This is a genomic window from Pseudomonas gorinensis, assembly GCF_042015035.1.
GTDB lineage: Bacteria > Pseudomonadota > Gammaproteobacteria > Pseudomonadales > Pseudomonadaceae > Aquipseudomonas > Aquipseudomonas gorinensis.
In genome coordinates this window covers 6540132-6560268 of the sequence record NZ_CP167125.1, presented here as the reverse complement: position 1 = coordinate 6560268, position 20137 = coordinate 6540132, and the positions used below count along the sequence as shown (strand labels likewise).

Annotated in this window: 21 protein-coding genes; 12 read left to right on the top strand and 9 right to left on the bottom strand. The window is 63.5% G+C overall.

Annotated elements, in window-relative coordinates; translation table 11 throughout:
• Positions 1-44 precede the first annotated feature (44 nt).
• Entirely contained in the window at positions 45-4292 is a 4248-nt protein-coding gene (locus AB7933_RS30010; protein WP_024077662.1) for an Lhr family helicase, read from the bottom strand.
• A gap of 210 nt (positions 4293-4502) precedes the next feature.
• Here AB7933_RS30010 and AB7933_RS30005 point away from each other — a divergent pair, with 210 nt between their 5' ends.
• Positions 4503-5387, top strand: a complete 885-nt coding sequence (locus tag AB7933_RS30005; RefSeq protein ID WP_024077661.1) for a sugar nucleotide-binding protein — start codon at positions 4503-4505, stop codon at positions 5385-5387.
• Positions 5388-5524: 137 nt separating this feature from the next.
• On the opposite strand, the gene AB7933_RS30000 is transcribed toward AB7933_RS30005, so the two are convergent.
• The 5 genes from AB7933_RS30000 to AB7933_RS29980 form a co-directional block, all read right to left on the bottom strand.
• On the bottom strand, positions 5525-6226 hold the full coding sequence (locus AB7933_RS30000; protein ID WP_024077660.1) for an OmpW/AlkL family protein: 702 nt from the start codon (positions 6224-6226) through the stop codon (positions 5525-5527).
• A gap of 94 nt (positions 6227-6320) precedes the next feature.
• Entirely contained in the window at positions 6321-6842 is a 522-nt protein-coding gene (locus AB7933_RS29995) for a DUF3299 domain-containing protein (protein ID WP_041161033.1), read from the bottom strand.
• Between the two features lie 11 nt (positions 6843-6853).
• Positions 6854-8119: an ABC transporter permease gene (locus tag AB7933_RS29990; protein WP_024077658.1), complete on the bottom strand. Its 1266-nt coding sequence runs from the start codon at positions 8117-8119 to the stop codon at positions 6854-6856.
• Between the two features lies 1 nt (position 8120).
• On the bottom strand, positions 8121-8831 hold the full coding sequence (locus tag AB7933_RS29985; protein ID WP_024077657.1) for an ABC transporter ATP-binding protein: 711 nt from the start codon (positions 8829-8831) through the stop codon (positions 8121-8123).
• A 70-nt stretch (positions 8832-8901) separates the two neighbouring features.
• Positions 8902-9501 (bottom strand): DUF2796 domain-containing protein, encoded by a 600-nt coding sequence (locus AB7933_RS29980; RefSeq protein WP_024077656.1) that lies wholly within the window; start codon positions 9499-9501, stop codon positions 8902-8904.
• 131 nt (positions 9502-9632) lie between these two features.
• On the opposite strand from AB7933_RS29980, the gene AB7933_RS29975 reads away from it, so the two are divergent.
• A complete protein-coding gene (locus AB7933_RS29975; protein ID WP_024077655.1) occupies positions 9633-9983 on the top strand; it encodes a hypothetical protein in 351 nt (116 codons plus the stop codon).
• 101 nt (positions 9984-10084) lie between these two features.
• Here AB7933_RS29975 and trxA read toward each other — a convergent pair whose 3' ends face one another.
• From trxA to AB7933_RS29960, 3 genes are all read right to left on the bottom strand, one after another.
• Complete coding sequence (trxA, locus tag AB7933_RS29970) at positions 10085-10957, bottom strand: thioredoxin (protein ID WP_024077654.1); 873 nt, start codon at positions 10955-10957, stop codon at positions 10085-10087.
• A 366-nt stretch (positions 10958-11323) separates the two neighbouring features.
• Positions 11324-11977, bottom strand: coding sequence for a class I SAM-dependent methyltransferase (locus AB7933_RS29965; RefSeq protein WP_024077653.1), 654 nt, complete (start codon positions 11975-11977; stop codon positions 11324-11326).
• A complete protein-coding gene (locus tag AB7933_RS29960) occupies positions 11974-12429 on the bottom strand; it encodes a YbaY family lipoprotein (protein WP_024077652.1) in 456 nt (151 codons plus the stop codon). The genes AB7933_RS29965 and AB7933_RS29960 overlap by 4 nt, the downstream gene beginning before the upstream one ends.
• 139 nt (positions 12430-12568) lie before the next feature.
• On the opposite strand from AB7933_RS29960, the gene nrdR reads away from it, so the two are divergent.
• From nrdR to AB7933_RS29910, 10 genes are all read left to right on the top strand, one after another.
• A complete protein-coding gene (gene nrdR / locus AB7933_RS29955; protein WP_041161032.1) occupies positions 12569-13033 on the top strand; it encodes a transcriptional regulator NrdR in 465 nt (154 codons plus the stop codon).
• On the top strand, positions 13030-14166 hold the full coding sequence (gene ribD / locus AB7933_RS29950; RefSeq protein WP_024077650.1) for a bifunctional diaminohydroxyphosphoribosylaminopyrimidine deaminase/5-amino-6-(5-phosphoribosylamino)uracil reductase RibD: 1137 nt from the start codon (positions 13030-13032) through the stop codon (positions 14164-14166). Before nrdR ends, ribD begins: the two co-directional genes overlap by 4 nt.
• A 47-nt stretch (positions 14167-14213) precedes the next feature.
• The gene (locus AB7933_RS29945; RefSeq protein ID WP_024077649.1) at positions 14214-14876 is read left to right on the top strand and encodes a riboflavin synthase; all 663 of its coding nucleotides are present in this window, start codon (positions 14214-14216) and stop codon (positions 14874-14876) included.
• A gap of 15 nt (positions 14877-14891) precedes the next feature.
• Positions 14892-15983: a bifunctional 3,4-dihydroxy-2-butanone-4-phosphate synthase/GTP cyclohydrolase II gene (gene ribBA / locus AB7933_RS29940; protein WP_024077648.1), complete on the top strand. Its 1092-nt coding sequence runs from the start codon at positions 14892-14894 to the stop codon at positions 15981-15983.
• An 88-nt stretch (positions 15984-16071) separates the two neighbouring features.
• Positions 16072-16548, top strand: coding sequence for a 6,7-dimethyl-8-ribityllumazine synthase (ribE, locus tag AB7933_RS29935; RefSeq protein WP_003194576.1), 477 nt, complete (start codon positions 16072-16074; stop codon positions 16546-16548).
• Positions 16545-17045 carry a transcription antitermination factor NusB gene (nusB, locus tag AB7933_RS29930; RefSeq protein WP_024077647.1) on the top strand — a complete coding sequence of 167 codons (501 nt, stop codon included), beginning with the start codon at positions 16545-16547 and terminating at the stop codon, positions 17043-17045. The genes ribE and nusB overlap by 4 nt, the downstream gene beginning before the upstream one ends.
• An 18-nt stretch (positions 17046-17063) precedes the next feature.
• Positions 17064-18029, top strand: a complete 966-nt coding sequence (thiL, locus tag AB7933_RS29925) for a thiamine-phosphate kinase (protein WP_024077646.1) — start codon at positions 17064-17066, stop codon at positions 18027-18029.
• Positions 18030-18295: 266 nt separating this feature from the next.
• On the top strand, positions 18296-18913 hold the full coding sequence (ribA, locus tag AB7933_RS29920) for a GTP cyclohydrolase II (protein WP_024077645.1): 618 nt from the start codon (positions 18296-18298) through the stop codon (positions 18911-18913).
• Positions 18910-19329, top strand: a complete 420-nt coding sequence (locus AB7933_RS29915) for a nuclear FMR1 interacting 1 family protein (protein WP_024077644.1) — start codon at positions 18910-18912, stop codon at positions 19327-19329. Before ribA ends, AB7933_RS29915 begins: the two co-directional genes overlap by 4 nt.
• Positions 19326-20126 (top strand): cobalamin-binding protein, encoded by an 801-nt coding sequence (locus tag AB7933_RS29910; protein ID WP_024077643.1) that lies wholly within the window; start codon positions 19326-19328, stop codon positions 20124-20126. Before AB7933_RS29915 ends, AB7933_RS29910 begins: the two co-directional genes overlap by 4 nt.
• The last annotated feature ends 11 nt before the right edge of the window (positions 20127-20137 follow it).

Here is a 20137-nt window from a genome sequence, read left to right as displayed (position 1 = left end):
TTCACAGATCAAGCTGGGGGAGGGACCTTCAAAGTCACTATGACTCAATGCCTGATCAACTTCTCCAGGACCGCCTGCTGATCCACCTCCAACAATACCTGCTGCTTGCCGGCGACCATCACCGCCGCTGGCAACCCATCCCGGTACACAAGCCGATTCCCACTCACCGCCGGCACCTTGCTGCCCGGCAACAGCGTGCCCACCAGGTTCAACGGGTCGGCACCGCACACTGCGATCAAGCTACCGTCATGGGGCCGCCGCCGCACTTCGCGCAGTAACGGGATCGCCTCCGGCAAGGCAAACTGTTCCCCGGCCAAGCCACTGACAAACCGTCCGCCGCGAATCTCACCCCGCGCCTCGAGCCGATGGAACGTGCGCAGCAATTCGCGCCAGCTCGGCAACCAATCCGCCTCGCGTTCCAATAATCGCCAGAACACCACGCCATAACGCCGCAGCAGGGTCATCGCCACATGTTCCAGCGTCTCGGCGGAGTGCGGTGCGGCCGCTTCCGGCTGGCGCCGAATCAGCGCCCAACGCCCGGCATCGTCCATCCCGCCAACCAATGCGCCGCGCCCACGTCGGCTGCTGCGCGCCTGGCGTTTACTGGCGGGCGTGGTCAGCGCGCGCAGCCCGGCAAAACTGTCGGCATTGACCAGGCCGGCGCCGACCAATTCCTGTAGGGCGCCTTCCAGTTCGCTGCGCAGCAGATGGGCTTCGTGCACCAGTTCGTCGAAAAACAGCGCGCCGTGTTCGCGCAGGGCCAAGTGGACTTTTTGTGCCTTGGGCGACAACGTCGTGCTGTCCGTCTGTTCGGTCAGCCCGCTCCATAGCGGTACCTGGCTGCGCGGCAACAGCACTACCGGGGTGCTGCGCAACGCCATGGCGCCGGGTTTATTGCTCAGGCGTATCCACACCAGCCTGCCGCTGCGGCAGAGGTCATCGAGCCAGGTGGGAGTGTAATCCTTGATCCGCGCACTGAGCAGGTCACTGTCCCAGGCCGAGGCGGCCGCCGCGTAGCCTTCGAACTGCCCGACAATCTGGGGCAACACTGCGCTGCCCTGGCCGCGGGTGCTGTCGGACAGGTGCTGCCAATCGAACAGAAAGCGCATGAAATCCTGCAACGCCACCGGCTCTATTTCCCGGCGCAGGCGCTTGACCGTGTAGCGATGAATCCGCGCGAGCAAGTGCCGTTCGCACCATTGTTCTTCGCCGATGCCGGGACTGAAGTGCCCGCGCAGCACGTAGCCTTCTTGCTCCAGGCGTGCCAGGGCCTGTGCGATGTCGGCCACCGGCAGGCCGAGGGGCGCGGCAATTTCGATCAGCGTCAGCGGGCCGAAGCCAGCCAGGCGCGCACGCAGCAGTTCCACCAGCGCGTCATCGTGAGTCCAGGGCTCATCGAACCCCGGTAGCAGCGGCAGGTGGTTGGGATAAATCGTCTGCACGCAACTCAAGCGCTCCACGGCCACCCAAAGACCGTTCGACAAACAATAAGCGCGGCCACCCTTGGCCAAGGCATGCAGCCACTGCGCCCACTGTGGCGTGACTTCGTGGCTGGCGATGCACGCCAGGCTCATCAACGCCTCATGCATTTCATCCACGCCCTGGGGCGCCGGCCAGGCTTCTTCGCGCACGCCGTCGATGGCCTGCGCGTCCAGCGCACCGAGGTCGTCGGTGCTTTGCGGGTCGCTCCAGCGCCGGTTGAGTACCGCCTGGGTGCGGCGTTCTTCCAGCGGGGCATCGTCGAGAAAGGTGTAGGGGCGCGCGTTGAGAATTTCGGCGGCCATGGGCGAGGGCGCCGGCAAGTCGCGGCTGATCAACCGCACTTCGCCGCGCTCCATGCGCCGCAACAGGGCCAGCCAGGCGTCGCTGTCCATGGCTTCGTGCAGGCAGTCATCGAGGGTCTGTTCCACCAGCGGATGCTCAGGCACTTCGCGTTCGCCTGCGAGGTTTTCCAGGCAGGCGATCTGGTCGGGAAACACGCAGGCGATCAGGTCTTCGCTTTTCATGCGCTGGATCTGGGGGGCCACCTTGCGCCCCCCGGTATAACGCGGCAACGCCAAGGCCACGCCGGCGTTCCAGCGCCAGCGCACACCGAACAGCGGCGCATCAAGCACGGCCTGGATCAGCAGGTGTTCGGCGCTGTGGCTGTTCAAATAGCGCCAGACGTCGTCCAGCTCGAAACTGTGGCTGGTGGACAGCGACAGCACAATCGCATTCTCGCTGGCCGCCGCTTGCAGTTCGAAGTTGAAGGTGCGGCAAAAACGCTTGCGCAAGGCCAGGCCCCAGGCACGGTTGACGCGGCTGCCGAACGGCGTGTGAATGATCAACTGGGTACCGCCGGACTCGTCGAAAAAACGCTCCATGATCAACGTGTCCTGGGACGGCAATGCGCTCAGGGCCAGGCGTGCGCGCGCCAGATAATCGAGGATTTGTTCGGCGCTGCCGCGGTTCAGGCCGAGGGTGGCGGTCAGCCAGTCGTGTGCACCTTGCAGGTCGCCGGGGGTGGCGCTGAGCAGCGTGTCCAATTGCCCCTGCAAGCGCGCCACCGCGGCGGATAATTCGTTGCTGCGCCCCGGTGCCTCGCCCAGCCAGAACGGAATGCTTGGCGGCTGGCCGTGGGCGTCTTCGACCCGCACCTTGCCGGCCTCGACGCGCAGGATGCGGTAGGACGTATTCCCGAGCTGGAAGATATCCCCAGCGATACTTTCCACCGCGAAGTCTTCGTTGACGCTGCCGATATTCAGGCCCTGGGGTTCGAGCAACACGCTGTAGTCGGCGTTGTCGGGGATGGTGCCGCCGCTGGTCACTGCGGTGAGTCTGGCGCCCCGGCGGCCGCGCAAGGTGCGCGTCAAGGCGTCGCGGTGCAGGTAGGCGCTGCGAATGCCCTGGCGACCGTTGTAGCCCTCGCTGAGCATCTGCAACAGCGCCTGGTAATGGTGCTCATCCAGCGCGGCGTAGGGCGCGGCGCGGTGGATCAGGTCGAGCAGGGCCTGTTCCGACCATTCCTGGGCGCTGACTTCGGCGATGATCTGCTGGGCCAGTACGTCCAGCGGCGCAATCGGGATATGCAAGGTGTCGAGTTCGCCCCGGCGCACGCAGTCGAGCAGCGCGGCGCATTCGATCAGGTCGTCGCGGGTGGTGGCGAACAGGCGCCCCTTGGGCGTGCCGCCAACCTGGTGCCCGGAGCGGCCAACGCGTTGCAGAAACCCGTTGATGGAACCCGGCGAGCCGATCTGGCACACCAGGTCGACATCGCCGATATCAATCCCCAGCTCCAGGGACGCGGTGGCGATCAGTACTTGCAGGGTGCCGGCCTTGAGGCGTTGCTCGGCGTCCAGGCGCAGCTCCTTGGCCAGGCTGCCGTGGTGGGCGGCCACTGCGCTCTTGCCCAGGCGCTCGCTCAAGTGCCGGGCCAGGCGTTCGGCCAGGCGCCGGGTGTTGACGAAAATCAGCGTGGTGCGGTGTTCACGGGCCAGGGCGGCGAGGCGGTCGTAGACCAGCTCCCACACATCGTTGGCCATCACCGCCGACAGTGGCACCGGCGGCACTTCGATATCCAGGTCGCGGGGGCGGGCGTGGCCGATATCGACGATGTCGCACAGGCGCTCGCTGCCCACCAGAAAGCGCGACACGGCCTCGATGGGCTTTTGCGTGGCGGACAGGCCAATGCGGGTCAGCGGCTCGGCGCACAAGCCTTGCAGGCGCTCCAGGCTCAAGGCCAGGTGGCTACCGCGCTTGCCGGCGGCGATGGCGTGGATTTCATCGACAATCACCGTGCGCGTGCTGGCGAGCATCTGCCGGCCGGAGTCCGAGCCCAGCAGCACATACAGCGATTCCGGTGTCGTCACCAGGATATGCGGCGGGCGCTTGCGCATCAGTGCGCGGTCTTTTTGCGGGGTGTCGCCGGTGCGCACGGCGGTGCGGATCGCCAGCGGTGGCAAGCCCAGGCGCTGCAGATGGTCGGTGATCCCGGCCAGCGGATTTTGCAGGTTGATCTGGATATCGTTGGACAGCGCCTTGAGCGGCGACACGTACACCACCAGGGTTTCATCCGGCAATTGCCCGCCGTTGGCCAGGCCTTGGTGCACCAGGTCATCCAGTACGGCCAGGAAGGCGGTCAGCGTCTTGCCGGAACCGGTGGGCGCGGCGATCAGCGTCGAGCGGCGCTGGCGGATTAACGGCCACGCCTCGGCCTGGGCCTGGGTCACCGAGGGAAAAGTACTACGGAACCAGGCGCTGACGGCGGGGTGGAAACCGTTCAATACCGTGTCCGTTGATTCAGGAAGGTTCATAAAACAATCCTACCTCATTGGGGCCGCCGCGCAGCCCAACGCGGGGCAAGCCTGCTCACCGCCGTCCAACAACGTGCAACCCCGCACTTTATAAGTGACGGTTGCGCTACAAACCCGCAAAATGCAACGATTCTGGCAACTACCCACAGCATCGCTCACAAGGCGGCTGACAATAACCATCGTTCCAAACAGACCGGGCCTGCTCAATCTATGCGAATGCGCCTTATGTTACTGGGCGGCGGGAATGCCCTCGGGCAGGCGCTGATTCGCCTCGGTGCAGAGGAAGACATCGGTTTCCTCGCACCCAAACCGCCCCAAGACGGCTGGGATGCCGCAAGCCTCACCCAATTGCTCGACGACACCCGTCCCGATGCGTTGATCAACCTCGCCTACTATTTCGATTGGTTCCAGGCAGAGGCGGTCAGCGAAACCCGCCTGGCGTCCCAGGAGTATGCGATCGAACGTCTGGCCGAACTGTGCCAGCACCACACCATTACCCTGCTGCAACCGTCCAGCTACCGCGTGTTCGATGGCTCCCGCGCCACCGCCTACAGCGAAAAAGACGAACCGGTGCCCCTGGGCCTGCGTGGCCAGGCGTTGTGGCGGATCGAACAAAGCGTGCGCGCCACTTGCCCGCAACACGTACTGCTACGGTTCGGCTGGCTGCTGGACGACAGCGTCGACGGCACCCTTGGGCGCTTTCTGGCCCGAGCGGAGAAAGCGGAGGAATTGCTGATGGCGGATGACCGGCGCGGCAATCCGACCCCGGTGGACGATGCCGCGCGGGTGATCCTTTCGGTGCTCAAGCAACTCGATTGCGCGGCGCCGCTATGGGGCACCTATCACTATGCCGGCCACGAGGCGACGACCCCGTTGGCGCTGGGCCAGGCGATTCTTACCGAAGCGCGTCACTTTCATCCGCTGGCGATCGAATCGCCCACCGCCCAGGCTCATGCGGCAAGGCCGGATGCGGGCGACGAACCGCAACATGCGGTGCTGGCCTGCAAGAAAATCCTGCATACCTTTGGCATCAAGCCACGGGCGTGGCGGGCCGGGTTGCCGGCGTTGCTGGACCGGTTCTACCGCCGCGGCTGACACCACACAAAGCAAAAATGTGGGAGGGGGCTTGCCCCCGATAACACGGTGTCAGCCAACCGATTCATTGACTGATCCACCGCTATCGGGAGCAAGCCCCCTTCCACATTGGTTGTGTGGCGTTTGTTCGATTTCGCTTAGAACTTGTAGCCGATACCGACCATGTAGACCAATGGGTCGACATCGACATCAACCTTGGCGCGAGTGCCTGGGGCCACTCCGTTGTTTTCAACGGTGGCGGTGGTGCTGATGTCGATGTAGCGCACCTGGCCGTTGATCATCCATTTATCGTTGATCATGTAGTCGGCACCAATTTGCGCGGCCCAGCCCCAGGAGTTATCGGCCTTGAAGTTGCTGAAGCCAGCTTGTTGGGCGCCGCTGCTGACGTGTTCGTCATAGATCCAGGTGTAGTTGATACCGGCACCCACATACGGTTGGAACGCCGACTTGCTGTCCAGCGGGTAGTACACAACGCTCAGGGTTGGCGGCAGGTGTTTCAGGGTGCCGAGTTTGCCGTTGGCGGCGCTGAGAGCCGTGTTCTTGAGCTTCACATCATGCTCGAACGGGGTAGCCGCCAGCAGTTCGATACCCCAGTGGCTGGTGAACATATAGGCGAAGTTCAGACCCAGTTGCGTGTCGCTGTCCATGGTCGCCTTGCCGCCCAGGTTGGTACCAGCCAGCGGGCCCTGGTCTACCTTGACACTGCCGCTGTCGGCCTTCGGGTTCACGGTAATTGCACCAGCGCGAACCAGAATGTCGCCCGCTTCGTGAGCGTGGGCTACGGGGGCCGCGAGGGCGAGCGCGAAGAGGGACGCGCCGAGCAGAGACTTGTTGTTCATGGGAGCTCCAAGGGACGTTTAAAAGTTGTACGTCCAATGGTAAAGATCGTTCCGTTCGGACTTTTGACTCAGCTCAATGAAAGGGTGATAAGCGTTATTCCGGCAGTTCGTAGAGGTAAATCTTCTCGGCATCCATCTGGTAGCCGGCGTCCGCCAGCTCACTGGACGACGGCTTGACCTGCATCGCCCCTTCGATCCAGTACGGCTGGTACAGCTCATCGAGCTTCACCCCAACCTCACTTTTCACGTGCACGATCTGGTTCGACGGCGGCGGCGGCACGTGGATGCACGCGCCGAAATACGGCACCAGCAAGAACTCGGTGGTACGGCCTTCCTCGCTGACTTCCAACGGCACGATGTAACCCGGCAGGCGAATATGCTGGCCGTCGAGGCTTTGCACCACCGGCGCATTGGGCAAGTCCTGCTTGGCCGCAGGCGCCGCTTCGACGGACAAGGCGTCGGCCATGTTCGACAGGTCGTGCAGCGGTTTCATGTTGGGGATTTCCGGCGGCGCGTCCGGCGGGATCATCTCCTGCCAGGATAGATCCCTGGGCTGATCCTCCGCCCAGGCGGGCACAGCCACCAGCAGTAACAACGCAAACAGAGCGCGACGCATCGAAGCCTTCCTCATAAACGTATGGACAGGCCGTCGGCCAAAGATTGTCGATAGGCACGCCAGGCGGGCACGCTGCCCATCAACAGTGCCGCTGCAAGGATACCGGCCAGTAACGTCCACTCATATTCGCTCGGCCAGGACATCGGCAGGTCCAGGCCGTAATTGGCCTGTAGATATCCGCGCGACGCGGCGATGCATACATACAGCAAACCCACGCCGGCGATCACACCGGACAGCGCCAGGGCGAAGGCTTCGAAGATCAGCAGCGTCGCAATGTGCCAGGGCCGCGCGCCCACCGAACGCAGGATCGCCATTTCGCGCCGGCGTTCGTTGAGGCTGGTGAGGATCGCCGTGAGCATGCCGATCAAACCGGTCAGCACCACGAACAGCGAGATCACGAACAGCGCCTTTTCAGCGGTGCCCATCATGCTCCATAGCTCTTGCAGCGCCACGCCGGGCAGGATCGCCAGCATCGGCTCGCCACGGAATTCATTGATCTCCCGTTGCAGCGCAAAGGTGGAAATCTTGTTGTTCAGGCCAAGCATAAAGGCGGTGATGGCTTGCGGGGTCAGGTCCATGTTGCGTGCCTGGTCGGCGCTGATGCGGCCTTTGCCCTGGGCCGGCACGCCGTTGTGCCAGTCGATATGGATCGCCTCCATGCCGCCGAGGCTGATATGCAGCGTGCGGTCCACCGGCGTGCCGGTGCGCTTGAGAATACCGACCACGGTGAACGGTTTGTCGTCGTGCTTGACCAGGCTGACCGCTGCCACACCATGGGCCAGCACCAGTTTGTCGCCCAGCTTGTAGTGCAGTGCATCGGCCACTTCGGCACCTAGCACCACTTCGAACGGGTCGGTGGCGAAGGCACGGCCGCTGGCCAGTTCGAGGTTTTGCTTGCGCCCGTACTGATAGTGCTCGAAGTACGATTCGTTGGTGCCCATCACGCGGTAGCCGCGGTGGGAGTCGCCGAGGGAAATCGGGATCGCCCATTTCACCTGGGGGTTGGCGGCGAAGTGTTCGTAGCTGTCCCAGCGGATGTTATTGGTGGCGTTACCGATGCGGAACACCGAATACAGCAGCAGGTTGACCGAACCGGAGCGCGCGCCGACGATCAGGTCGGTGCCGCTGATGGTACTGGCGAAACTGTTGCGCGCCTCAACGCGCACGCGCTCCACCGCCAGCAGCAGGCACACCGACAGGGCGATGGCGAAGGCGGTGAGGATCGCGGTAAAGCGACGGTTAGCCAGGCTGGCCATGGCTAGACGAAACAAATACATCTCAAACCTCTGCGGGCGTGGCGGCGCGATTGAGTTCGGCCAGCGACAGGTTGCGATCGAACAACGGCGCCAGGCTCTGGTCATGGCTGACAAACAACAGGCTGGAACCGGCTTCGCGGCATTCGGCGAACAACAGCTGGATGAAGGCTTCGCGGGCGTCGTAGTCGAGGGCCGAGGTGGGCTCGTCGGCGATCACCAGTTCTGGTTGGCCGATCAGTGCGCGGGCGGCGGCGACTCGCTGTTGCTGGCCGATGGACAACGAATCGGCGCGGCGTTCCAGCAGGTCGAGGTCTTTCAGGCCCAGGTGCGCCAGCAAGGTCGCGGCGGCCTGGTCGATACTGCCGTGACGCTGGATCGCACGTTGCGCGCGCAGCTTGGAAAAGTGGCACGGCAGCTCGACGTTCTCGCGCACCGACAGGAACGGCAGCAGGTTGAACTGCTGGAAGATATAGCCGGTGTGGTCGACGCGAAAGCGATCACGGGCACCGGCCGAAAGGTCGGTCAGCTCCTGCCCGAGCAGGCGGATGCTGCCTCGGCTGGGCTTCTGCACACCGCCCAGCAGGCCGAGCAGGGTGGTCTTGCCACTGCCGCTTGGGCCCTTGAGGAACAGAGTTTCACCCGCTTCCAGGCGGAACGCGGGGATGTCCAGCAACTGGGGGTGACCGGGCCAGTTGAAGCCCAGGTCGGACAGTTCGATGAGCGCTTGAGTCATGGGAAATCAGTATCGCCTGCTAACGAGGTTACGAAAAATGGCGCCGATCGCCTGTGGGGGCGCATTCCAATCAGAACTTCAGGGTAGCTGCCTGCGGCGTCGCTTCAACACCTTGCTGGCCGCTTGGGCCGATCAGTTGTACCTGGATTTTTTGGGTGGCGGGGAAGGTCTTGAACACTTGCGTCAGGTCGAGATTGCTCAGGGCGGTCGGCGTGGCGCAGGTGAACTGGTAGTGGGCGTGGATTTCGCTGTGGTCGTGATGATGCTCATGGGCGCCGTCTTTGGCGTCGTGATCATCGTCATCATCATGGTCCGCTTCCGGCTTGTCGCCGAACAGCGGGCTGTTCAGTTCCTGGGTGCTGATCACGCAGCCAGCGGCCTTGGGCAGGTTGAACAGGGCCAGCGGGTTTTCCAGCTGTTTGCGCGCGGCGGCGACCTTGGCTTTGTCGGCGGCGCTGGTTGCCGCATGTTCGAAGCCCACCAGGTTCATCGCCGGGCTGTCCAGTTCAAGCTCCAGGGCCTGGCCGTCGAGGACTGCGTTGAGGCGGCCAACCCCGTGTTCATGAGCACCCAGGCTGCCGTGCTCATGATCGTGGTCGTGTTCATCCGCGGCGTGAGCGACGGCCAGTGGCAACAAGGCGAACGGCAAAGCAAGCATCAGACGGCGCATGGCAAGGCTCCAGAACATGAAAGTTTTGTTATGTGATCTTATAACAATAGTCGGCAGAGTTTGACCGTCCGCTTGGCGTTGCGCAAGCCGCATGGGAGCATGCTCGTCAGAAAAGTGCAGGAGTAAGGACGATGTTGCGAATTCGTGGAACCGTCGGCGACCTGCCGGTGGATTTGACCCTGGAGCTGGATGATGGCGATTGGGCGCGACTCGGCGCGCAGCTACAGGCGACGCCAGTGAACAGCGCGGCGGCCGCACCGGTTGCTCCGGTCAAGCACAATGATGACCTGTGGCAACACGCCCAGGACCTCTTGCGTCATGCCGGGCAGCTCAATGGCCTGGAGCTGCTCGACCAGTTGGAAGGTTTGGCGGGGGATGCCTCGGCGGGCAAGCGTCTGCTGGTGCGCCTGCGCCATAGCGCCAAGGTCAAGGTGAGCAGCGGCGGGGATACGCCGCTCTATACCTGGATTGAGCCCTTGTAGGCGCAAGCTTGCTCGCGAAAGTCGTTAACGATAACGCGGGTATTCTGGATGAACGCGGCGCCCTGGCGTTTTTCGCGAGCAAGCTCGCTCCTACAGAGCGACTAGTACAACGCAGCGAACAACTTGCGACGGTACACGGTCACCAGCGGGTGATCATTGCCCAGTAACTCGAACACCTGCAGCAAGGTCTTGTGCGGCAAGCCTTCGCCATAGCTGCGGTTACGGATGAACAGCTTGAGCAAGCCTTCCAGCGCCGCATCGTACTGCTGGCGTGCCAGTTGCTGGATGGTCAACTGATAGGCCGCTTCATCGTCCTGCGGGTTTTGCGCCAGGCGGCTTTTCAGGTCGGCGGCATCCGGCAGGTCACCGGCCTGGCGCAGGAAGGTGATCTGCGCCTTGGCCCCGGCGAGGGCGGCCTTGTGATCGTCGCTCTTCACGGCGTCGAGCACGGTCTGGGCTTCGCCCAATTCACCGCGTTCGGCCAGGCAGCGGGCATACAGAATCAGCGCGGCGGCGTTGGTATTGTCCTCGCCCAGCAATGTCACCAATACGGCTTCGGCGTCGCTGATACGGCCCTCGGCAAACAACGCCTGGGCCTGCTCCAGCGGGTCCGCCGCAGCCGGCGGCGGCATCTGCACATGGGGCTCCAACATGGCCCGCACTGCCGACTCTGGCTGTGCCCCGGCAAACCCGTCCACCGGCTGGCCGTCCTTGAACAGCACCACCGTCGGCAGGCTGCGAATACCGAAACGCGCGACGATGTCCTGCTCGGCCTCGCAATCGACCTTGGCCAGCAGCAACTCGCCCTGATAACTCTCGGCAATCTGCGCCAGCAGCGGCATCAACGCCTTGCACGGCGCGCACCACTCGGCCCAGAAGTCCACCAGCACGGGCTTTTCAAAGGAGTTCTGGATCACCGCCTGGTCGAAGTTGGCGGTGGTGACGTCGAAGATGTACGGCGTGGGCTCACTCATGGGGCGTCTCGAATAAAGCGGGAATGGCGCAACTATAAGGGCTGGTGAAGGCTACCGGAAGGAGCAGGGTGCTGATGATCAAGCGCAAGCCCTAATGCCAGTCAGTTAAGGAGAAACATTGTGACTGTGGCGAGCGGGCTCGCCCCGCGTTGGGCTGCGCAGCAGCCCTCAAACATAGCCCCGGAGCTGCCTGGCACACTGCAGCGTTCTTTTTGGGGCTGCTGCGCAGCCCAACGCGGGGCGAGCCCGCTCGCCACAGAGAGTAGGGGCGCTCATAAAAAAGTGAGTAGATGCCATTGCGCATAAGGGCTTCGCCGAAGGAAGCCTCACGCTCAAAAAAGTCGGAAATGGCCTGACGATTGGGGGCTATCTTCGCGAATGGTACAGGCTCACCTTGCGAAACTCCCAAGGCTCGGCCAAGTCCGGCAGCGTCAGCGCATCGAGTATCTCCAGCCGCCGATAGGCCGGGTGCTGGAAGTCCCGCACTCGCGAATCCGCCACCAGCGCTTCGCGGCCACGGCTGAGGAAGTGGTCGAGCAAGGGTAGGTTGGCGCGGTCGTACAGCACATCAGCCACCAGGATCAGGTCGAAGCGGTCGGCTTCGGCGAAAAAGTCCGCCGAGTAGCTCAGTTCCACACCATTGAGTTCGGCATTCGCGCGGCAGGACGCTAACGCCAGCGGATCCAGGTCGCAGGCAACCACTTCCAACGCGCCCGCCTTGACCGCCGCAATCCCGGCCACACCGGAGCCGGCGCCGAAATCCAGCACGCGCTTGCCCTTCACCCATTCCGGGTTCGCTGCCAGGTACCGCGCCAGTGCCAGGCCACTGGCCCAGCAAAAACTCCAGTAGGGCGGTTCATGCAGGATGCGCCGGGTTTCTTCGGGGCTGAAGGCGCGGTCCATATTGTCGGCATCGAGCAGCCACAACGACAGCTCGGTGCCCGGCAGGGGGCAGGGCACCAGGTGCGCGTCGCCGATCAGTTCGCTCAGGGCGCGTTGCAGGTCCAGCGGTGGCGTCATGGTGCCTTGACGAGTTGCAGGGGGCCGGTGGTCTGGGTGATCGCCTGGGTGATGCGTACGGCGGGCAGGTGCAGGATCAGCTGGCCGGACTGGCTGGCACGGCCGCGTAACTCAACCCGTGCACCGGCCGGGAACGCTTCGGGGTTGAAGCGCAGGCGGAAGGCCAGGGGCTTGCCGTTGCCACTGAGCACGCTGCTGGCGAGCAGTTGTTGCGGGCGGCTGCGGTCGTCGATCACCAGCAGCGCCAGCTCCACCTCGGCGCCACTGGGCACGTTGGTGAGGGTACCGTTGATTTCCCGTTGATAGGCCGGCAGCGGGCCGACGTCTTCAATGCCTGGGACTTTTTTCTCTTGCTGCGGCGTCGGTTGGGGCGTCGATGGTTTCGGGGCTTCGCTGCTGCAGGCGACCAGAACACTGAACAGGGTGAGTAAAACAAGTGGTCGTAACTGCATGTACGGCTCCAGAAAGGACAAAATCCGTGGCTTAAAAAGTATGAAACATAATAGTCAGCCTATATACCGTAAAGGCTATGGCTTGTCTTGCCACGGGGATGCGCTACCATGGCCCTCCCTTTTTTTGTTGCCTGCCACCATGCACTGTCCCTTCTGCGGTGCCAACGACACCAAGGTCATTGACTCACGTCTGGTCGCCGAGGGCGATCAAGTGCGTCGCCGGCGCGAATGCCTGGCCTGCGGTGAACGTTTCACCACCTTCGAAACCGCCGAACTGGTATTGCCACGTCTGATCAAGTCCGACGGCAGTCGCCAGCCTTTCGATGAAGACAAATTGCGCGCCGGTATGCAGCGTGCCCTGGAAAAACGCCCGGTGAGTGTCGAGCGGCTGGAGGCGGCGCTGGTGCATATCAAGCACAAGCTGCGTGCGACCGGCGAGCGCGAGGTCAAGAGCCTGGTGGTTGGAGAGCTGGTGATGGGCGAGCTGCAAAAGCTCGACGAAGTCGCCTATATCCGTTTCGCCTCGGTGTATCGACGCTTCCAGGACCTCAATGAGTTCCGCGAAGAGATCGACCGCCTGGCCCGTGAGCCGGTCAAGAAATGAACCCACCTTCTGCTGAACAGGCTGTCCTCGACGCTCACTACATGGCCCGCGCCCTCGAATTGGCGCGTAATGGCCTGTACACCACCCATCCCAACCCGCGAGTGGGCTGCGTGATTGTGCGTGATGGGCAGGTCGTCGGCGAAGGCTGGCATGTGCGCACCGGCGAGCCCCATGCCGAAGTGCATGCCTTGCGCGCTGCGGGGGGTAAAGCCCGAGGCGCCACGGCCTATGTGACCCTCGAGCCTTGCAGCCACTATGGCCATACCCCGCCTTGCGCCGACGCACTGGTGAGTGCCGGGCTGGCGCGGGTGGTCGCGGCGATGCAGGACCCTAACCCGGAAGTTGCCGGGCGCGGCATGCAGCGCCTGGCCCAGGCCGGTATCGAGGTCTACAGCGGTGTGCTGGAAGGGGAAGCCCGCGCCCTCAATAAAGGCTTCCTCAAGCGCATGGAGCACGGCCTGCCGTTTGTGCGGGTCAAGCTGGCGATGAGCCTGGATGGCCGCACTGCGATGGCCAGCGGCGAGAGCCAATGGATCACCGGGCCCGCCGCCCGCGCCGCGGTACAGCGCCTGCGCGCCCAGGCCAGTGTGGTGCTGACCGGCGCCGACACGGTATTGGCCGACGGTGCGCGCCTGACCGTGCGCGCCGCCGAATTGGGCCTGGATGACGCCACCACCGCCCTGGCCATGTCACGCCCGCCGTTGCGCGTGCTGATCGACGGCCGCCTGCGGGTGCCGCTCAATGCGCCGTTCTTCAAGGCCGGCCCGGCGCTGGTCATTACCTGCGTCACTGCGGAAAACCAGTTCCCCCGTGGCCCCGAATGCCTGGTGGTGCCCGGCGTCGATGGCCAGGTTGACCTACGCTCGGCGCTGGTGGCGCTGGCGGCCCGTGGCGTCAATGAAGTGCTGGTGGAGGCCGGCCCAAGCCTGGCGGGTGCATTTGCCCAGCAGGGCCTGGTCGACGAATACGTGATTTTCGTCGCCGGCAAGTTCCTCGGCTCCGCCGCCCGGCCTTTGCTGGACTGGCCGCTTGAGAAACTGGCGGATGCCCCCCAACTCAAGATCACTGAAATGCGCGCTGTAGGCGACGACTGGCGAGTCACTGCCATCCCGCTTCCACCCGCGCGCGTATAATTCTGACCGGGCGCTCAAGTGCCCGTACCGTTTTCCAGGAGAAGGCCATGTTCACCGGCATTATCGAATCCATCGGCAGCATCCGTGCCATGACCCCCAAGGGCGGCGATGTGCGCCTGCTGGTTGAAACCGGCAAGCTCGACCTCGGCGACGTCAAATTGGGCGACAGCATCGCGGTCAGCGGCGTGTGCCTGACCGTCATCGAGCTGACGGGCAACGGCTTTGCCGCCGACGTCAGCCGGGAAACCCTGGACTGCACCGCGATGAACGACCTCAAGGCTGGCAGCCCGGTCAACCTGGAAAAAGCCCTGACCCCGACCACCCGCCTGGGCGGCCACCTGGTCAGCGGCCACGTCGACGGTGTCGGCGAAGTGGTATCGCGCAGCGAAAACGCACGCGCCGTGGAATTTCGCATCCGCGCGCCAAAAGAATTGGCCAAGTACATCGCCCACAAAGGCTCGATCACCGTCGACGGCACCAGCCTGACGGTGAACGCCGTGAACGGCGCTGAATTTGAACTGACCATCATTCCCCACACCCTGAGCGAAACCATCATGGCGTCGTACCAGCCGGGTCGCCGGGTGAACCTGGAAGTCGACTTGCTTGCCCGTTACCTGGAGCGCCTGTTGCTGGGCGATAAGGCCGCAGAGCCTGCAACCGGGAACATCACTGAGAGTTTTCTGGCCGCTAACGGCTACCTGAAATCCTGACCAAGGGGGTGCCCTGTGGCGCTCAATAGCATCGAAGAACTGGTTGAAGACATCCGCCAAGGCAAGATGGTCATCCTGATGGATGACGAAGACCGCGAGAACGAAGGCGATATCATCATGGCCGCCGAACTGTGCCAGGCCGAACACATCAACTTCATGGCCAAGCACGCCCGTGGGCTGATCTGCATGCCCATGAGCCGCGAGCGCTGCGAGTTGCTCAAGCTGCCGTTGATGGCGCCGCGCAATGGTTCGGGTTTCGGTACCAAGTTCACCGTGTCGATTGAAGCGACCACCGGCGTCACCACCGGTATTTCCGCCGCCGACCGTGCGCGCACCGTGCAAGCGGCCGCCGCGAAAGACGCCAAGGCCGAAGACATCGTCAGCCCTGGCCACATTTTTCCGCTGATGGCTCAACCGGGCGGCACCCTGGCCCGTGCCGGCCACACCGAAGCCGCGTGCGATCTGGCGCGCATGGCCGGGTTCGAGCCGAGCGGCGTGATCTGCGAAGTGATGAACGACGACGGCACCATGGCCCGCCGCGCCGAGCTCGAGGCGTTTGCCGCCGAACACAACCTCAAGATCGGCACCATCGCCGACCTGATCCACTACCGGATGATCCACGAACGTACCGTTCAGCGGATTGCCGAGCAGCCGCTGGACAGCGAACTGGGCCAATTCAATTTGGTGACCTACCGTGATTCCGTTGAGGGCGATGTGCACATGGCGCTGACCCTGGGCACCATCTGCGCCGAAGAACCGACCTTGGTGCGCGTGCACAACATGGACCCGCTGCGTGACCTGCTGATGGTCAAGCAACCCGGTCGTTGGAGCCTGCGCGCCGCCATGGCTGCGGTTTCCGAGGCCGGCAGCGGTGTGGTATTGCTGCTGGGCAACCCGGTGGATGGCGACGTATTGCTCGCGCATATTCGTGAAACCGCCGAGAACACCCAGGTCAAGACACCGACCACCTACAGCATCGTCGGGGCCGGTTCGCAGATCCTGCGCGACCTCGGCGTACGCAAAATGCGCCTGATGAGCGCACCGATGAAATTTAATGCGATATCCGGTTTCGACCTGGAAGTTGTAGAATACGTGCCCTCCGAATAAAGGCCGGCGATTTTCGCCCCTTGTTCGCGGTTAAATCATCACTGAGGGACGCACTTTTCGCGTCCCGGCTCTTTAAGAGATTTGTCGAATGACCCTGAAGACCATCGAAGGTACCTTCATCGCCCCCAAAGGCCGCTATGCCCTGGTGGTTGGCCGTTTCAACAGCTTCGTGGTTGAAAGCCTGGTAAGCGGTGCCGTGGACGCCCTGGTTCGCCACGGTGTGAGCGAAAGCGACATCACCCTCATCCGCGCCCCTGGCGCCTTCGAAATTCCACTGGTTGCGCAAAAAGTTGCGCAGCAGGGCGAATACGCGGCGATCATCGCCCTGGGCGCGGTCATTCGTGGCGGTACTCCGCACTTCGAATACGTCGCTGGCGAATGCACCAAGGGCCTGGCCCAGGTGTCCATGGAGTTCGGCGTGCCGGTTGCCTTCGGCGTGCTGACCGTGGATTCCATCGAGCAAGCCATCGAGCGTTCCGGCACCAAGGCCGGTAACAAAGGCGCTGAAGCTGCCCTGTCCGCCCTGGAAATGGTCAGCCTGCTGTCGCAGTTGGAGGCCAAGTGATTTCCGACGAGAGCGATCGTTTCAACCCGCGCGACGAGCGTCCTGCGGATGCCGGCAAGCCATCGAAAAGCGAAAAGCGTCGTGCGGCTCGCCAACTCGCTACCCAGGCGCTGTACCAGCGTCACATGGCGGGTACCTCGCTGAATGAAATCGAAGCGCAATTTCGTGTCGACAACGATTTCACCTTCGCCGACCAGAGCTACTTCCACGACATCCTGCATGGCGTCCCGGCCAACCTGACCGAGATCGACACTGCACTGACACCGTGCCTGGACCTGACCATCGAAGAACTGGACCCGGTTGAACTGGCCGTACTGCGCCTGTCCACCTGGGAACTGCTCAAGCGCGTCGACGTGCCGTACCGCGTGGTGATCAACGAAGGCATCGAACTGGCGAAAGTCTACGGTTCGACCGACGGCCACAAGTTCGTCAACGGTGTGCTCGACAAACTGGCTCCGCGCCTGCGTGAAGCCGAAGTGAAGGAACACAAGCGCTGATCCGCGCTTGAGTTCCCGATGGGCGAGTTTGAGCTGATCCGTAAATACTTCGCCGCCGCGCCCTGTGCGCAGGGCGGCGAAGGCATTGCCCTGGGGATCGGCGACGACTGCGCCCTGCTGGCGCTCCCCGTTGGGGAGCAACTGGCAATCTCTACCGATACCTTAGTGGCCGGCGTGCACTTTGCCGACCCCTGTGATCCGTTCCTGCTTGGCCAGCGCTCGCTGGCCGTGGCGGTGAGTGACCTGGCCGCCATGGGCGCCCATCCCCTTGCGTTTACCCTTGCCCTGACAACGCCGACGGTCGATGCCGATTGGCTGCAACGCTATGCCCAGGGGCTGAACGCCATGGCGCAAAGCTGCGGTGTGGGCCTGGTCGGCGGCGACACCACGCGCGGGCCGCTGAGCCTGACCCTGACCGTGTTTGGCCGGGTGCCGGCCGGGCAGGCGTTGACGCGCAGCGGTGCGCGTCCGGGTGACCTGCTGTGTGTGGGCGGTGAACTGGGCAATGCTGCCGGCGCCTTGCCGTTGGTGCTGGGCCAGCGCAGCGCCGAGGCGGCCATCGCCGATCCACTGCTGGCGCATTACTGGTCGCCGCAACCGCAATTGGCCCTGGGCCTGGCGCTGCGGGGCAAGGCCACATCAGCCATGGATATTTCCGACGGGCTCCTAGCCGATTGCGGGCATATCGCCAAGGCGTCGTCCGTCAGCCTGCTGATCGAGCGCCAGGCGCTGCCTTTGTCCAAGGCCCTGCTCGCGTTTGTGGGGGATGATGCCGCGCGAGTGGCGGCCTTGAGTGGTGGCGATGACTACGTGCTGGTGTTCACTCTGCCACCGACCGAGCTGGCGCCGTTGCTGGCGGGCGGCTGGCCGGTGCATGTGATCGGCCGGGTCGAGGTGGGGCAGGGGGTGACGCTGCTCGACGCGAACGGGCAGGACATCACCCCAGCCGTGCGTGGCTATCAGCACTTTCGCGAGACGCCCTGAACAGGCGTCTCATCCGTCCCAGGCGCCCTGTAGGAGCGAGCTTGCTCGCGAAAAACGTAAGCACAGCGCGTTTATTCAGGCTGCGCGCGTCAGCGTTGACGAGGTTCGCGAGCAAGATCCAGGCGGCCCCTCGTTCCTGCACATAGAACCGATACGAAGGCCAATCGAACCGATTGATCTTTATCAGCGATAATTCAGCTTAAGCGTCTGTAGGAACGTGCTGTTACAATGCCCGCCTCTGTGAAATCTGAAATCAGGAGCACACGGTGCCCGTCGTTTTCGTCGCTGCTTCCAAGCTGCCTACCCCTTTTGCCACATTCACCATGCATGGCTTTCTCGAAGAAGAAACCGGGCGCGAGCACGTTGTGCTCAGCCTGGGTGATATCGCCGATGGCGCGCCGGTACTTGGCCGCGTGCACTCCGAGTGCCTGACTGGCGATGCGCTGTTCAGCCAGCGCTGCGATTGTGGCTCGCAGTTGGAGGCCGCGATGCAAGCCATCGCCCGTGAAGGCCGGGGCGTGCTGCTGTACCTGCGCCAGGAAGGCCGTGGCATTGGCCTGCTGAACAAGATCCGCGCCTACGAGTTGCAGGATGGCGGCGCCGACACCGTCGAAGCCAACGAACGCCTGGGCTTTGCCGCTGACCAGCGGGACTACGGCATCTGCTTGCCGATGCTGGAGCACCTGGGCGTCAAATCCCTGCGCCTGATGACCAACAACCCGCGCAAGGTCAAAGCCTTGACCGAGATGGGCATCACCGTGGCCGAGCGCGTGCCGCTGCACACCGGGCACAACCCGCACAACAAACTCTACCTGGCCACCAAGGCCAGCAAGCTCGACCACATGATGGGCAACGAGCATCAGGGCGAGGTCGACCGCGCGTGACCCGAGGCCAGATAAAACGGCGACTGTCCTTCAACTGGTGGCAGTACCTGGCCCTGGCGCTGCTGCCGTTGTTCGTGATCAACCTGGTCTTTGGCCACGCTGAATCCCTGCTGCCGGTGCTGGCCATGCCGTTCTTTATTGCCGGTGTGGCCTCGATGTTTCTCAGCCTGCGTTTTTTCCATGGCTATAAACACGCGCTGATCGCCACCGCCAAAGCCCTCGACACCCCTGAAGAACCCGCGGCCTGGATCACCCTCGCGGCCCGGCGCCGCACGGCGTTGCTGGTGGCTGCCGTGCCGGCCTGGATTGGCGCGCTGGCGGTGTTCGTCGGCCTGGAAGCGGTGCCGCTGTTTCTGCTGGCGTTGTCGACCCTGGTGCTGTTTTACCTCTATCGCATCCCGCGTCAGTTGGGATGATGCGTCACTGGCTGGCGCTCCTGCTGCTGGCGTGCGGCGCCCAAGCCCTGGCGGTCGAACGGGTGGTCAGCCTGGCCCCATCCCTGTCTGAAATCGTGGTTGAACTGGGCGCTGCCGACCTGCTGGTGGGCGTACTGGATGGCGGCGATCGGCCAGCCGCGCTGGCGACAGTGCCGTCGGTGGGGCAGTACGGGCAGTTGAATATGGAGCGCCTGCTCAGCCTCAAGCCCGACCTGATCCTGCTGTGGCCCGGCAGCATCAATTCGGCGCAGCGAGACCAATTGCAACGCCTGAGTATCCCGGTGTACGTCGCCGAACCCCATAGCCTTGAACAGTTGACCACCCAGGTGCAGGCCATTGCCGAGCAGTTGGGGCGCGCCGACACCGGTCGACAATTGGCCGCCCAGTTGCGCCAACGCTTGGCTCAGTTGCGCCAGCGCTACCAGCGTGCCAAACCGTTGCGCGTGTTTTACCAAGTGTGGAACCGGCCGCTGTACACCGTGGGCGGCGGGCAGATCATCAGCGATGCGCTCAGCGTGTGCGGCGCGCGCAATGTGTTCGACGATCTGAAGTTGCCCGCGCCGCAGGTCAGCATCGAGTCGGTGTTGCAGCGTAATCCTGAGGTGATCCTGGCGGGTGACCAGCCGCAGCTGGAGGCTTGGAAGGCCTGGCCGCAGGTGGCTGCCGTTGCGCAGGGGCGCTTGTTGTTAGTGCCGGATAAAGGCCTGGAGCGGCCGAGTGGGCAGATGTTGGAGGCGCTGGCGCGGTTGTGCCAGGTGATTGCGCCGAACCTGTGAGGTCGGGCCTC